This window comes from Actinomadura soli (assembly GCF_005889715.1).
Lineage (GTDB): Bacteria > Actinomycetota > Actinomycetes > Streptosporangiales > Streptosporangiaceae > Spirillospora > Spirillospora soli.
Genome location: NZ_VCKW01000204.1, coordinates 1 through 15,288, shown reverse-complemented (window position 1 = coordinate 15,288; position 15,288 = coordinate 1). Strand labels below are relative to the sequence as shown.

The 15,288-nt window shown below is 74.4% G+C and carries 8 protein-coding genes; 2 read left to right on the top strand and 6 right to left on the bottom strand.

What is annotated here, in order from left to right; genetic code table 11:
* A partial coding sequence (locus ETD83_RS30460; protein WP_138648661.1) for a threonine aldolase family protein occupies positions 1-1,051 on the top strand: 1,051 nt, incomplete at its 5' end.
* 24 nt (positions 1,052-1,075) lie between these two features.
* On the opposite strand, the gene ETD83_RS30455 is transcribed toward ETD83_RS30460, so the two are convergent.
* Positions 1,076-2,275, bottom strand: a complete 1,200-nt coding sequence (locus tag ETD83_RS30455) for an aminotransferase class I/II-fold pyridoxal phosphate-dependent enzyme (protein ID WP_138648660.1) — start codon at positions 2,273-2,275, stop codon at positions 1,076-1,078.
* A gap of 250 nt (positions 2,276-2,525) precedes the next feature.
* Between ETD83_RS30455 and ETD83_RS30450 the strand changes: the two genes are divergently transcribed.
* The gene (locus ETD83_RS30450) at positions 2,526-3,569 is read left to right on the top strand and encodes a lysylphosphatidylglycerol synthase domain-containing protein (RefSeq protein WP_171064520.1); all 1,044 of its coding nucleotides are present in this window, start codon (positions 2,526-2,528) and stop codon (positions 3,567-3,569) included.
* A 38-nt stretch (positions 3,570-3,607) separates the two neighbouring features.
* Here the strand turns inward: ETD83_RS30450 and ETD83_RS30445 are convergent, their stop codons facing one another.
* From ETD83_RS30445 to ETD83_RS30425, 5 genes are all read right to left on the bottom strand, one after another.
* A complete protein-coding gene (locus ETD83_RS30445; protein WP_138648658.1) occupies positions 3,608-4,420 on the bottom strand; it encodes an SGNH/GDSL hydrolase family protein in 813 nt (270 codons plus the stop codon).
* 343 nt (positions 4,421-4,763) lie between these two features.
* Positions 4,764-6,785, bottom strand: coding sequence for an MBL fold metallo-hydrolase (locus ETD83_RS30440; protein WP_138648657.1), 2,022 nt, complete (start codon positions 6,783-6,785; stop codon positions 4,764-4,766).
* Positions 6,782-12,811, bottom strand: coding sequence for a hypothetical protein (locus ETD83_RS42895; RefSeq protein ID WP_171064519.1), 6,030 nt, complete (start codon positions 12,809-12,811; stop codon positions 6,782-6,784). The genes ETD83_RS30440 and ETD83_RS42895 overlap by 4 nt, the downstream gene beginning before the upstream one ends.
* A gap of 166 nt (positions 12,812-12,977) precedes the next feature.
* On the bottom strand, positions 12,978-13,778 hold the full coding sequence (locus ETD83_RS30430; RefSeq protein WP_138648656.1) for an SDR family NAD(P)-dependent oxidoreductase: 801 nt from the start codon (positions 13,776-13,778) through the stop codon (positions 12,978-12,980).
* Between the two features lie 40 nt (positions 13,779-13,818).
* On the bottom strand, positions 13,819-15,156 hold the full coding sequence (locus tag ETD83_RS30425; protein ID WP_138648655.1) for a cation:dicarboxylate symporter family transporter: 1,338 nt from the start codon (positions 15,154-15,156) through the stop codon (positions 13,819-13,821).
* Positions 15,157-15,288: the final 132 nt, after the last annotated feature.

The window sequence follows — 15,288 nt, the reverse complement described above, 5'->3', positions numbered from 1 at the left end:
GGCCAGCGCCGCGGAAGCAGGAGCCGCGCGGGGGTTCGCGAGCGACAACCAGGCGAGCGTCCACCCGGACGTCCTCGCGGCGCTGGCCACCGTCAACGCCGGGCACCAGCCCGCCTACGGCGCCGACGCCGTCACCGCGCGGCTCCGCGAGATCGTCCGCCGGCACTTCGGCGAGCGGGCCGAGGTGTTCCCGATGTTCAACGGGACGGGCGCGAACGTCGTGTCGCTCCAGGCCATGTCGGAGCGATGGAGCTCGGTCGTCTGCCCGGAGTCCGCGCACATCAACACCGACGAGTGCGGCGCGCCCGAGAAGATCGCCGGCCTGAAGCTGGTCACGGTACCGGCGCCGGACGGCAAGCTGACGCCCGAACTGGTCGAGACGCACACCACCGGGTTCGGCAACGTCCAGCGGAGGCAGCCCGCCGTCGTCTCCATCACCCAGAGCACCGAGCTGGGGACCGTCTACACCCCGGAGGAGACCGCGGCGGTCGCCGCCGCGGCGCATGAGCGCGGCATGTCCGTGCACATGGACGGCGCGCGGATCGCCAACGCCGCCGCCTCGCTCGGCGTGCCGCTGCGCGCCCTCACCACCGACGCGGGCGTGGACGTGCTGTCGTTCGGCGGCACCAAGAACGGGCTGCTGCTCGGCGAGGCGATCGTCGTCCTGAACCCCGACGCCGCGCGCGGGGTGGACTACCTGCGCAAGTCGAGCATGCAGCTGGCGTCCAAGATGCGGTACGTGTCCGCGCAGCTCATCGCGCTGCTGGAGGGCGACCTCTGGCTGCGCAACGCCGCCCACGCCAACGCCATGGCCCGCCGCCTGGAGGCCGCCGCCCGCACCGTCCCCGGCGTCGAGATCACGCAGGCCGTGGAGGCGAACGCGGTGTTCGCGATCGTCCCGAAGACCGCGGCGGAGCGGCTGCGCAAACGGTTCCCCTTCTACACCTGGGACGAGCGGACCGGCGAGGTCCGCTGGATCTGCTCCTTCGACACCACCGAAACCGACGTGGACGCGTTCACCACCGCCCTCACCGAAGAACTGTCTGGCTAGTTGTGTCGGCCCTGCCCCGCGCCGTCAGGAGCGGCCCGCGTTGTGGCGGGCGGAGCGGCCGGTCCGGCCCGCGCGGGGCGGGGTCTCCACCGGGTCGCGCAGCTGCGCGAAGACCGAGAGGATCCGGCGGACGTCACCGTCGCTGAGCCCCGCGTGCGCGGACAGCCGCACCAGCGTGCGCCCCGCCGAGGCGGTCGGCGGGAACAGCGCCGCGCTGTAGATCCCGCGGGTGACGAGCGCGTCCCGGAGGAGCGTCGCGCCGGCCTCCGACCCCTTCTCCAGCGCGATGATCGGCGTGTCCGACTCGACGAGCCGGTAGCCGAGGTCGGTCAGCCCGTCGCGCAGGCGGCGGGTGACGGCGCGCAGCCGGTCGCGGCGGCGGTTCTCGTCCCGGACGACCCGCAGCGCCGCCGCGAGGCCCGCGATGTCGTGCGGCAGCAGCGTCGAGCTGAACACGGCCGGGAGCGCGGTGTGGACGAAGTAGTCCGCGAAGCCGGGACGGTCGCAGGCGATCAGCCCGGCACGCCCCGGCAGCGCCTTCGCCAGGCTCGCGGTGCGGAAGTCGACGCGCCCGGTCAGCCCGAGCGCGCTCACGAGGCCCTCGCCGCGCTCGCCGTACGTGCCGAGCGAGTGCGACTCGTCCACGACGAGGAGGCAGCCGTGCTCCTCGGCGATCTCCACCAGGCCGGGCAGCGGGGCCACCGACCCGTCGGTGCCGTAGACGGCGTCGGCGACGATCACCCCGGAGCCGCCCACCTCGATCCGGCGGCGCAGGTGGGCGAGGTCGTTGTGGCGGAAGTAGGCCAGCTCGGCGCCCGCGGTGCGCGCGCCCTCCCACAGCGACATGTGCGCGAGGACGTCCAGGTAGACGGGGACGTCCGGACCGGCGACCACCTGCAGCAGCCCGGTGTTGGCCGCCCAGCCCGACGGGCACAGCACCCCGGCGCGGGCGCCCATGTGCCGGGCGAACTCCGCGCCGAGGAGGATCTGCGGATGGTCGTCGGGCAGGCACGGCCCCGGCATCGGCGCCCCGCCCTCCGCCGACCGGAGGCTGGCGATCATGGCGTCGGCGATCGCCGGATGCTCGGCGATCGCGAGATAGTCGCTACAGGTCAGCACGATCGCACGGTCGCCCGGCGCCTTGGCCGGCCACGGCCGGCGGCCGACCCTGCTGACCCGGAAGTCCCTGATGCGTTCGCCCAGCCGCTGGTGAGCGCTGGTCATGGTCGTCACTCTCCCCGGTCCCGCCGTCTCCGGCCGCCGTCCGGCCGTCACTTGCTGTAGCCAAGCCTAATCATATTGTGAAAAGAATCTATTGCGTGGACCAAAGAGGCGTGCCCGACAAGAAAACTTCCGCCCGCGTGTCCGACGATGTCGGGCCGGACGGGGGGCGGCCGCGAACGTCCCCCACCGTTCGCGTCGCGCAGGCCTGGCGGTCGCGTACCCTTCAACCAAGTAGCCGATCACTAAAGGTGTGGAGACGATCGCCGCCGGCGCTGAACGCGCGGCGCCCGCCGAACTCCCCGGCCCCGGCGGTGCCGCCGCGACGCCTTCCCCGCTCCAACGGGTCCGCAGGTCCCGCTGGACCGTCCTCGGGGTCCTGCTGATCGTCGTCGCGGCGACGGCGCTGCTGATCGGCGCGCCGGCGCGTCCGATGGCCCTCGACGGCGCCGTCTCGGCGCTGGAGCACATGCGGTGGGAGTTCCTGCCCGTGCTCGTCCTGCTGTCGGTGCTGCACTTCGTCTGCTCGGCGGTCGCCCTGCGCGGCGCGTCCGGACGGCCCATCCCGCTCTACGAGACGACGCTGACGCAGTTCACCGCCGCGGCGGCCAATCGCGTCACGCCGGGCGGGCTCGGCGCCGTGGCCGTCAACACCCGCTACCTCGTGTGCCGCGGGCTGCCGCTGTCCCGGGCGGTGATCGCCGTCGCCGTGCTGCAGGTGGCGGGCGTCCCCGCCGACCTGCTGCTGCTCGGCGCGGTCCTCGGCCTCGGCGGCGGCAACGGCCGGGTCCTGGACGCGCTGGGCCGGCACGCCGCCGAGGCCGCCGGGCTCGTCCCGCCCGTCCCGCTGCTCATCGCCGTGGGCGTCCTCCTGCCCGCCGCCGCGCTGTGGGGACGCCGCGCCGCCCGCTCCACCGTGGTCGCACGGGCGGTCGCCGGGTTCACCGACCTGTGCCGCCGCCCCCGCGACCTGGGGGTCACCCTCACCGCCTCGGCCGCGACCACGCTCGTGCTCGGCCTGGCGTTCGCGCTCAGCGTGCTCGCCGTGCCCGGGACGGGCGCGGGCCCGGCCGACGTCCTCGCGCTCGTCGCCGCCTACCTGGTCGGCGCCGCGGCGGGCGCGGCGGTCCCCGCGCCCGGCGGCGTCGGCTCCACGGAGGCCGCCCTCGTGGCCGCGCTCGCCTCCCTCGGCATCGCCGCCGGCCCGGCCCTGCACGCGGTCCTGCTGTTCCGCGCGGTCACCTTCTGGGCGCCCGTCCCGGTCGGGCTGCTCACCTGCCGTACGCTCCGCAGGTGAGCAGCTTTACGTTGTAGATCACTAACGGACGGGCGGGGTCAGGCGTCCTGCTCGACGGCGGCCCGGGCGGAGCCGGTCAGCGCGGGAAGGTAGCCGAGGCGGTGGCCCCGCGCGGTCGGGTGGTAGGACGACTCGATCGGGATCGTCACGGCGTTGAGCCAGTCGTCGCCTGAGCACAGCTCGTGGCCGGAGAACTCGTCCCGGACGTCCGACCACGTGAAGCCGGCGCGGCCCGCGGCCTGGGCGACCACCCCGTCGAGCGTGTCGGCGGCGTGGTTGAGCGCGGTGCGCTTGCCGTTGCTCAGCCCCACGCACACGTTGACGATCTTGTAGAGGCGGGGGTAGCCGAGGACCACCACGCGGGCGGACGGCGCCCTGTCGCGGATCTTCGAGTAGACCGAGTCGAGGCGTCCGGGAAGGGTGTTCTTCATGTAGGTCTCGGCCTGCGTGACCCTGCTCTTGCAGGTCGACTCCGACTTCAGCACGCAGGTCTGCATGACGTCGGAGAACCCGGCGTCGTTGCCGCCGACCGTGATGGTGACGAGCGTCGTCGAGGAGCTGAGCGCGCCGAGCTGGCCGCTGGTGACGGTCGCGGTCGTCGCGCCGGAGCACGCGGCGAACGTGAAGGAGGCGCCGTTCGCCGCCGCCCACAGCTTCGCGTAGGCGTTGGCGCTGCGCTTGCACGCTCCACTGTCCGGGTCGTAGCTCCCGGCCCCGGTGCCGGACGAGTAGGAATCACCGAGCGCGACGTAGTTGGTCGCGGCCGCCGTGGCGGTGGCGGGCCAGACCATTGAACCGGCGGCGAAGGTCACCGCGCCGAAAGCGACGAGAGAGGGGCGGAAGAGGCGCATCTGCACTCCGGGGCGAGTTATCGAATTGTGTTGCCCGCCTTATACCCGTGCCGCCATTCCTCCAAGCCAACGATCAGATCAACATCATTTGGGCACAATTCGCCATTGAAACCGGGTTGGACCGATCTTCCCGCGACCCTCCACCGCCGGACGCACCAGCGGCCACCGGTCGCTCACCTGCTCCATCGCACTCGCGGAGCCTCTTCGTGGAGCAGGGATGGGAATCTCATCCTTCAGCGGCTAGCAGCGACGGCGGAGCTCGCGCAGAGAAATCGGAGATTTGACCGCATCGGGCCACCTCGTTGTTTTCGAGTGTTCGCGCACAGGACCTTTCCGGTGCACTTCACGCGGGTGCGCCCGCGTGCCAGGCGCGGGTCCCCGCCGTCCGGTGGCCGCGGACGCGGAGGGTCTCGGCGAAGGTGTGCTGGCGTCCCGGAATCCCGTGCACGAGCATGACCTCCCGCGCCGCGATCTCGTCGGCGATGTCGAGCAGGCCCCGGCGGTCGGCATGGGCGGACAGGCGCACCGTGTCCACGCGGGCGCGGACCGGGACGGTGACCTCGCCGTCGTGGTCGCGGAAGGTGAAGTCGCCGCCCTTGCCCGCGAGGTCGAGCAGCGCGCGTCCGGGGGACTCCTCGTCCTGGTAACCGGACAGGAACACCGCGCCGCCCGGCTCGGGGAGGATCCGCCGCGCCCATTCGACGGCGGGCCCGCCGGTCAGCATCCCGGACGTGGAGATCACGACGCCGGTCCGGAACGCGTCCAGCTCGGCGGGCCGGTCGGCGACCGCGGCGGCGCCCTCGAACACCCGCAGCCCCGGGTCGAGCGACTCGTACACGGCGGCGAGGTCGGCGGCCATGCCGTCGACCCGGACGGGCACCTCGGGCAGGTGCCGCCGCAGGATCAGCGCGATCTCCTGCGCGCGGCCGAGCGCGAACGCGGGGATCAGCACCCGGCCGCCGCCCCGGCAGATCCCGGCGACGGCGCGGACGAGCCCGTCCACGCGCAGGTCGCGGGCGTCGTGGTCCTCGGCGCAGCAGGTCGACTCCATGACGAGCAGGTCGGCGCCGCGGGCGGACTCCGGGACGGCGCAGCCGCCGACGGTCTCCTGCCGGAACCCGGAGATGTCGCCCGTGACGGCGACGCGCCGGTCCCCGGCGCGGACGACGACGCCGGCGGCGCCGAGGATGTGCCCGGCCGGGAACAGCTCCACGGTCAGCGCGCCGACCCGGCGCGGCACGCCGAACGGCAGTTCCTCGCAGCGCCGCGCCGCGGCGTCGGCGTCCCGCGGCCCGTACAGCACGTCGCCGGTGCCGCCCCACCGCGCCCGGCCGCGCTCCCGGGCCGCCATCAGCTTCGCGGTGTCGGCCCACATCACCGGCATGAGCACCGCGGTCTCCGGCGTCGCGAGGACGCGGAGGCCGGGACGTCCGGCGGTCAGGGCCGGGACGTAGCCGCAGTGGTCGTTGTGGGCGTGGGTGACGATCACCGCCTCCAGCGGGCCGTCGAGCGCCCGCGCGATGTCGCGGGGCGGCGCGGCGGGGTCACCCGGCCGGAGCCCCGCGTCGACCAGGACGCGGGTGCCGCCCGCCTCGACCAGCAGGCAGGACCCGCCGATGTGGTCGTCGCCGCCGAGCGGGACGACCCGCAGACCGGGCTCCGCGGTGACGGCGGCCGGCGGCGGGGCCGGGTCCACGACGGCGCGCAGGACCGCCAGGACCTCCTCGGGGCTCGTGCCGGCGGCGCGGGCGGCGGCCGCCAGGTGCCCGCCCCGGGCCGCGCCCGCCCGTTCGAGGGCGCCGAGGAGGGCGGCGGCGAGCGCCAACGGGTCCCGCCACCTGCGGCGTTCGATCGCGAGGCGCCGGGTGAGGCCGTCCGCCCGCTCCTCCTGCTCGGCGAGGGCCTCGCGGGTCCCGGCGAGGAGCCGGGACGCCTCCCGCGCGTCGCGCCGCGCGTAGTCGAGCCGCCCCTGGGCGGTCCTGAGCCGCGCCTTCAGGCGGTCGATCTTGCGTGCGGCGCGTTCGGCGTCGCGGTGCGCGCGTTCCGCCGTCCGGTCGGGGCCGGGCGTGATCCACGCGAGCCCGGCCCGGACGACGCCGTCGTCGGCGTGCAGCAGGACGGCGGCGAGCGCGCGTGCGTCGTCCCCCGCCCGGATCTCGGCCCCGGCCAGGTGATCGGCGGCGCGGCGGCGCAGCGCGGGGAACCGCGCGAGCGCGGCCAGCAGCATCGGCGTGTGCTCCTTGACGAGCGCGTCCGGGTCGGACGGCAGCCGCCCGGCGGACGGGCGGTCGAGCACCGCGAGCGCGACCGCGCGCAGCACCGGCGCGACCGCGTCCAGCATGAGGGCCGGGCCTGTCGCGGTCATGCGCCCTCCTCCCACCGGGTCGCGCCGGCGAGGACGGGCTCGCACGCCAGCGCGCCGCCCGCGGAGTCGAGGGCGCCGAGCACCCGCAGCGCCTCCACCAGGTCGTGCGTCCCGGCGTAGCCGTGTTCGCGCAGGTCGGGGGGCCTCAGGCCGGGTGTGCCCTCTTCGCCGAAGAGGGCGAGGAGGGCGGCGAGGTCCTCGGCGGTCTCCCGCGCGTCCTCCGCGACGAGCGTCCGCCACGCGGCGGCGAGGCACGGGTCGGCCCGCACACCCGTGTCGTCCAGGAAGGAGCGGGGGCGGTCGCGCACGTGCCGCAGGACGCTCTCCAGCATCTGGTCCCGGTCGCGGCCCGGACCGGCGAGGCCGGTGACGACGCGGCCGACCAGCACCGGCCATCCGCCGGTGCGGCGGACGAGGTCGCGCTGGCCGGCGTCGTCGGGGTAGCCGAGCGCGTCCTCCAGCATCCACTGCCGGATCGCCGGCGGGTCGAAGCGCCGCAGCGGCACCAGCTCCACATCTGCGGCTTCGGTGCAGTGGAGCCAGGCCGCCGCCGACGCCGGGCCGGCGATGAGCACGACGGCGAGGGTCCCCTCGCCGGTCGTGTCGGCGACGGCGTCCCGCGCCTCCGCGAACCGCCGGGCGAACTGGCCGCGGTCGCGCGCCGCGTGCAGGTCGACCACGATCACGTCGTGGCCGGGGTGGCGGCGGGCGCGCAGCACCGCGGCGCCGAACGTCCCGTCCCCCGGCCGGACGGTCCGGATCTCCAGGTCGGGCCGGTCGGACGGCATCGCCTTCAGCGCCGCGACGACCCGTTCGGCGTGCAGGGCCGCCGACCCGGCCACCACGTGGACGAGCCGTCCGGGCCGCAGCAGCCCGGTGATCTGCCCGATGCTGAGCGGTGCGCGCTCGGGGCCGTCGCGGTGCGCCATCCGGTAGGAGTGCGCGTCGAAATGGTCGGGCTCCTCGAAATCGCCCGCGTTCTCCAGCGCGTTCTCGACCTCGCGGACGCCGCCGAGCAGCCGCAGGATGTGCGGGGTGCGCAGCCGGTAGCGGCCCTCGTCCACGCCGAGGACGCCGAGGTTGACGCATTCGGCGAGCAGGCTGCGGAAGTCGTCGCCGCCGCAGTCCTCGAAGCCCTTCCCCCACCAGTACCGGCACTCCTCCCGGAGCTGCTTCACGGTGAGGGTCTCGTCGGCGCCGTCGCCGAGCGCGTGCAGCGCCACGGTGTAGGCGATGACCGTGTACCGCTTGTCGAGGTTCAGCGTCAGCTCGAACCAGCGCTGGAACCCGCGCACCAGCCGGTGGTCGCGCCACACCTCCGCCACGTCCTCGCGGGTGATCTCGTACGGGAGCCGCCGCGGGACCTCCCGCAGCCGCGCGAGGAGCTTCTCCGCGAACAGCTGGACGAGCGCCGGGGCGTTGTTCGCCTCGGCGATCACGCGGGCGGCGAGCGTCTCGGGGAACACGAACCCGAGCGTGGCCAGCGGCCGCACCAGCAGGTCGAACGCGTCCTGCGGCTCCAGCGGGCCGATCGCGACGGGGTCGCCGAGCTGCGCCAGCGGCTGGTTGGGCAGGCTGTGGAAGCGGGCGGTCTGGTGCAGGCCCGCCCACACCACCTTGACCCGGCGGCCGGTGTCCTCCATGAGGGTGCGCAGCGCGGTGACGTCCTCGAACCGGCCGCGGTCGGCGTCCATGTTGAGGAAGCCGTCGGCCTCGTCCAGCAGGATCAGCAGCTGCCGGTTCCCGTCGGCGGCCGCCCACGCGCGCACCGCGTCGATCACCTGCTCGCGCCGCGCCAGCCCCGACCGGACCACCCCCGCCTTCGCGAGCCGGTCGCCGAGCTTGGGCCACAGCGAGAGCGAGCGCACCTTCCCGACCGTCTGGACGTTCAGCAGGATCACCGTGCGGTTCGGGTCGCTCTCCAGGTCCCGTTCGGCCTTGCGCAGCAGCGCCGACTTGCCGAGCTGCCGGCCGCCGAACACGAACGACGGGCCCATCCGGTCGGTGACCTTGCGGATCTGCTCGGACCGCCCGTAGAACATCTCCTCCGGGACGTCGCCCGCCGGAGTGAAGGGGTCGGTGGCGGTGAACGGCGCCATCAGCGCGACCGTGACCGGCCAGTCCTGCGGGCGGCAGGCCAGGTAGGCGACCGCGGCGTCGTCCAGGACCCCGGCGACCGGCACCGGACGGCCCCGGGCGGCGCGGCCGAGGCGCTCGCGGTCGTCCGCCGACAGGACGCCGAAGTACAGCACGAGCACCGTCTCGCCCTCCGGCTGCCCGCCGAGCAGGTCGATGAGCTGCTCGCCGCCGGGGCGTCCCCAGAGCAGCAGGAGCCGCAGCCGCCGCCCGGACGGGCTCTTCTGCGACCCGAACGCGGGCAGCAGCGCCCCGTCCGCGGACCCGACGTGCCGGACGTCGTCGAGCCCGATCCACATCCGGTCCGGGCCCGTGTCGGTGTCGCCCTGCGTGCCCTCCAGCCCGACCATCTTCAGGATCGCGCCGATCAGCGACCGCATGTTGCCGGGGGTCTTCGTCCTGCCGTCCCGGAGGTTCAGCCACTTGCGCAGCCCCTCCCCCGCGACCCGCCTGGACGCCTCGCGCAGCGCCGCGATGTCGATTCCGGCGCCGGTCAGCAGGGCGTCCAGCTCCGGCTCGGCGACGTCCCGGCCGGCGATCAGGGCGTCCTTGAGCTCGTCGATGTAGCCGCTGGTCTCCTGCTTGCGGGCGCGCTTCCCCGTGAGCAGCGACCGGCGGTGGAACGCGTCAGGGAACGCGGGGTAGAACCGGGCGAAGTCGGTGTCCTCCACCTTCTCGGGGAGCTGCTTGCCCGCCTTCAGCTGCGCGAGGAACTCGCGGGCGGTGGTGAGGTCGCCGTCGTCGATGTGCCGTTCGACACGGCGCACGTCCGCCGCGCGGAAGTCCCCCGCCCGTTCGGCGAGCGCGGCGCGCTCGGCGGCCGCGCTCGCCGCGCACCGCTCCTCGATGCGGGCGAGGAGGGCGTCGAGGTCGCGTCCGATCCGGTCGAAGTCGTGGCGGTCGGCGGTGAGGAGCCGCACCGTCTCCTCGGCCTCCCGCTCCTCGCCCTCGGTGAGCAGCCCGTCCCGCCGGGACTTCGCGATCAGGTCGCGGACGTGCTCGACCCGCTCACCGCGGGCGGCGCGGGCCTCCCGGACCAGGTCGTCGCGGCGGACCCGGAGCCGCTCGGCGGCCTCCGGGTCGAGCGCCCGCAGGACGGACACGACCGCCCGCGTGCCCTCGTGGTCGAGCCGCGCGGCCCTCGCCTCGAACACGGCGGCCCAGTCGGGGGGCCCGGCGAGCGCGACGGGCACGAGCGCCTCCGGCTCGACCGCGTCCCGCGGCCGCAGCGTGTGCGGGTCGAGCGGGACCTCGGCGGCCGGGAGCAGATCCCGGTTGAGGACGCGGGCGGCGGGCGGCTCGGTCTCGGCCAGCTCCGCCCCGTCCAGCAGGGCGAACGCGGCGCCGAGCAGGGACCGCGCGGCCTGCGCGGCCGCCTCGCCCGCGGCCTCCCCGGCCGTACCCGCCATCGCGGCGAGCGCCGCGTCGGCCTCCCGGCACCGGCCGCTCACCGTGTCGCGGAGCTGCCGGAGCGGCCCGACCCGCCAGTCGCGGTTCCCGGACGCGCCGTCCCCGCCCTCCTTGGCCGTCTCCTCGGCTCCGTTCGCCTCCTTGACCGCCGCCGCCCACCGCCCGCCGGTGTCGAGGGCGCCCTCGATCCAGGCGTGCAGCTTCGCCCGCGCGCCCGCGATGATCGGCCTGCCCTTCTTGGGGCCGTTGACCCGCTTGTCGGTCTCGTCGATCAGGCGGTCGATCTCCGTCCCGGCGCGCAGCCGGACGATCCGCGCGACCGCCGCGTCCACCCGCGCCGGATCGTCGTCCGCCGCCGGCTCCAGCAGCCTGCGGACCACGCCGTCGTGGAGCAGCAGCGCCTTCCACACCTCGGTGGCGCGGGCCAGCTTGATGGTGCGGTGCGGCGCCTCCTCCAGCAGCCGCGCCGCCTCCCTGGACGCGGCGCGGCGGGCCTCCGCGAGCCCCGCCGCGCCGCGGATCCAGCCGTCCATGCCGGGGCTCAGGTACACCCCGGCCCGCGCCGCCTGCGCGAACGCCTCGCCGCACTCCTTCAGGACGGGATGGCCGGACACGACGACGTTCAGCGCGTCCACCAGCCGCGTCGCCTCCGGATACACCAGTCCGGCGCGGATCGCGGCGGCCCACGCCAGCACCCCGCCGGCCGGGTCGTCGGCGAGCGCCTTGGCGTCGAGGTCCCGGGAGGCGGCGGCGAACTCGGCCGACAGCGGCCCGGCGAACACCGCCATCTCCGCCGCGAGCGCCGCGCACCACCGCGCGTTCACCTCGGCGTCCGGGCAGCCCGCCGTCCGCCGCAGCCATCCGGCGAGCCCGAACCGTCCCGCTCGCAGCGCGGCGACCTCCGCCTCGGCCAGCCCGGGTGCTTGGGCCGCCCCGGGCTGGGCGGGCTCTGGAGCCGGAGCCTCCTCGACGGGGACCTGCGGCTCGGCCGGCTCGACGCGGTTGCGCTCCAGGGCCGTCCGGACCGGGGCTTGGACGGGCGGGGGCTCGCTCTCGCCAGGGAGTTCATCAGGGACCGCTTGCTCGATGAAGGCATCGAGTTCGGAGAACTCGGACTCGTCCGAAGGCGGCGGCGGAGGGTCGTCACCGGTGGTCTCGTCCGGGACGGTCTCGTCCGGCGGCGCCTCCCGGGGAGCGGGCACCTTGACCGCTTCAGGCTCCGCGACCTCGGCGGGGGCGTCGTCCTCACCGTCTTCGGGGCCTTCGGCGTCGGCGGCGTCGGCGGCGTCGGCGATCGCGAGTTGCCCGAGCAGGGCCATGTCGATGAGCCGGTGCCACGTCGCCGGCAGCTCCGTGCGCGCCCGCTCGGCCAGTTCGGGGGCGCGCAACGGCGGCTCCTCCCGGCAGGCCTCGATGAGCTCGGCGAGGACGGCCAGATCCTCGCCCGACCCGCTCACCCCGCCCCCCTCGCCCGCTTTGCCCGCTTCACCCGCGGCCTGGCGGACCTCCTCCAGCAGCCCCGCCACGACCTCCGGGCCCTCGATGCGCCGCAGCGCGCGGACCCGGTCGTCCTTCCGGCTCGCCTCCACCGCGGCCTGGACCGCCGCCGCGAGCGCGGGCAGCTCGGCGGGCCGCTCCCCCGGGATCAGGGCGTCGATCCGCGTCCGGAGCCCGTCGAAGTCGGCCACGGCCCGCTGGACGAGCGCCAGGTCGGCGTCCTCGGGCCGGTGCCCGGCGCGCAGCCGTCCGGCGACGCGTTCGCTCGCGTCGGCCGCGTCCTGGAAGCGTTCGCGCAGCTCGTCGAGCTCACCGGCGAGCCGCTCGGGGCCTGAAGGCCCCTCCCCCGGCCCCCGGCCCGCGAGCTCCTTCACCTCACGCAGGCAGGCGGGCCGGACGGGCAGCTCCGGATGCCGCTCCCTGACCGACTCCCACATGGCACGCGCTCCGGGCGCCCGTTCGTCAGGCTCGGCCGCCAGCAGGCCGAGCGCCACCGCCGCGAGCGGACGATCGTCCTGGACGACGCGCACCAACCCCCACCGCACGATCGCCTCGGGAGCGTCCCAGCCCAGCAGGACCCGCAGCCCGGGTGCCCGCTCCAGCACCCCCGCGGCCGTGGACGCGCCGAGCAGCTTCAGGCAGTCGTCCGCCTCCAGGCCGTCAATGTTCCGGAACCCGTGCACGTACACGCCACCGATGAGGAACCGCAGATCGTGCCGCCGCTTGGGCTCCCCGTGCCGCATGGTGCGCAGTACCAGGTCGGCCGCCGCCGGAGACGTCTTCTTCTTGCCGCCGAGGCGGACGACGTCCAGGACGGCCCGCACCAGCTCGGGCGGGCTGAGCCGCAGGAATTCCCGCACGTCGGCGGCGGACACCGCGGCCAATGCCGCGTCCTCCAGCTCCGCCAGGCCGTCCAGTTCCCCAAGAGACCCGAACGGCGCGGCCCCTTCATGACACCCTTCACATCGAGAGCCGTGCCCCATCCCGACCGACCCCGCCCTCTCTCACCGCCTCCGCGCCCCGTCCCGAGGCGCCCGGTGACGCGAGGATAACGCAGAGTCAAAGTCATCTCCATCAATACGCAAAGATGATGTTGATCGAGTTCACATCATGGCTATGCCGTGCTCGCTTCCGTCCCTCCGGACGTTGTCAGTCGCAGCGGGCGGTCATGCCGCCGTCCACGACGAGTTCGGTTCCGGTGATGAAGCGGGCCTCGTCGGAGGCCAGGAACAGGGCCGCGTAGGCGGTGTCGCGGCCGTCGCCCATGAAGCCGAGCGGGATGCGGCTCTGGCGCTGCCTGAGCAGTTCCTCGACGTCGCCGGCGGCGCGCTGTCCCGCGAGGCGCGCCTCGACCAAGGGCGTGTGGAGCTGGCCGGGGACGACGGTGTTCACGCGGATGCCGTCCCCCGCGTACTGGACGGCGGTGACGCGCGACAGCTGGACGACGCCCGCCTTCGCCGCCGCGTAGGCGACCTGGGGCGAGCCGGTGTAGCGGATCCCGGACGTGGACGCGACGTTGACGATGGCTCCGGAACGCTGCTCGCGCATGACGGGGATGACGTGCCTGCAGGCGAGGTAGGCGGACTTGAGGTTGACGTCGAGCTGGTCGTCCCAGGTGCCCTCGTCGAGTTCGGCTGGTCCGCCGGGACGGGACCCGCCGACGTTGTTGACCAGGACGTCCACCCGGCCGAAGGACGCGCGGCACGCGTCCGCCATCGCGCGGACGGCGGCGCCGTCGGTGACGTCGCACTCGTGCGGCTCGGCCTCTCCCCCGGCCTCGCGGATCAGGTCCATCGTGCGCCCGAGCGCCCGGGCGTCCTTGTCGGCGGCGAGCACCCGGGCGCCCTCGGCGGCGAAGATCACCGCGGTGGCGCGGCCGTTGCCCCAGCCGGGGCCGGCGCTGCCGGCGCCGGTGACGATGGCGGCCTTGCCGCTCAGCCGTCCGCTCACGCCTCTTCCTCCGGCCGTCCGGTTTCCTCCGGCCGTCCGGTCACGCCTTTCCTCCGGCGGTGGCCGGGACCGGGTCGGTGGGCGCCGGGTCGTCGGCGGGGACGCCGCCCGCGAGGACCAGCCTGGCGCGGTCGCGGTCGAAGACGCCCTCCCATTTGCTGACGACGATGCTGGCCAGCATCTGCCCGCACAGGCTCACGATGCCGCGCATCATGGACAGGAACCGGTCGACGCCGAAGATGAGCATGATCCCGGCGATGGGGATGACGCCGGTGGTGGAGAGGCTGGCGGCGAGCAGGACGAATCCGGCGCCCGCGATGCCCGCGCCGCCCTTCGAGGTGATCAGGAAGACGGCGAGCAGGCCGAGCTGCTGCCAGACCGACATGCTGATGTCGAACGCCTGCGCGATGTAGAGGCCGGCGAACCCCATGTAGAGGCAGACGCCGTCGGAGTTGAACGCGTACCCGGACGGGACGACCAGCCCGACGATGGGCCGCGGGCAGCCGAGCCGCTCCAGCTTCTCGATCAGCTGCGGCATGACCGCCTCGTAGTTGGCGGTGCCGAGGGTGATGAGCAGCTCGTCCTTGAAGTAGCGGTAGAGCGGGATGATGCGGATGCCGCACAGCCTGGCGACCACGCCGAGGACGACCAGGCAGAACACGATGCCCGTGGCCCAGAACAGGCCGACGAAGGTGCCGAGGCTGGTCAGCGTCTTGGTGCCGAACTTGCCGGTGGTGTAGGCCATCGCGCCGAACGCGCCGACCGGGGCCAGGTACATGATCAGCCGGACGATCCCGAACACGGCCTCGCCGACCCGCTCCACGCCGCGCGCGATCGGGGCGCCGCGCTCGCCCATCATCTTGAGGGCGATGGCGAACAGCACCGACACCAGCAGGATCTGCAGGACGTTGCCGTCCACGAAGGCGCTGACCACGCTCTCCGGGATGATGTTGACCAGGAAGTCGTACCAGTGCTGGTGCTCGCCCTCGGCGGCGTACTCGCCCGCCTTGCCGGTGAGCTTGATCGCGTCCGGGTCGGCGTGGACGCCGTCGCCCGGGCGCAGCACGTCCATCACCACCAGGCCCATGATCAGCGCGATCGTGGTGATGATCTCGAAGTAGACGAGCGCCTTGACGCCGACGCGGCCCATACCGGCGAGCGCGCCGGCCGAGGCGATCCCGGTCACGATCGTGCAGAAGATCACCGGGCCGACGAGCATCCGGATCAGCGAGATGAAGCCGTCGCCGAGCGGCTGCATCGCCGCGCCGGTGTCCGGTGCGACGAGCCCGAGCAGCGCCCCGAGCGCGAGCGCGATCAGCACCGTCAGCCAGAGTTTCGTGGTGAAGGCGGCCCGCAGAGCGGACGTGGCACTGGACATCGGTCACCTCTGTTCGTCTGTCGCACAGATGTACGCCGGTTAGAGAGCGAGTGTGACCGACACGCCAATCCCGGTCAAGAGCCAAGCAGGTCAAGACTTTGAACCCACGTCTGAGCGCACCGGGGCGGGGGC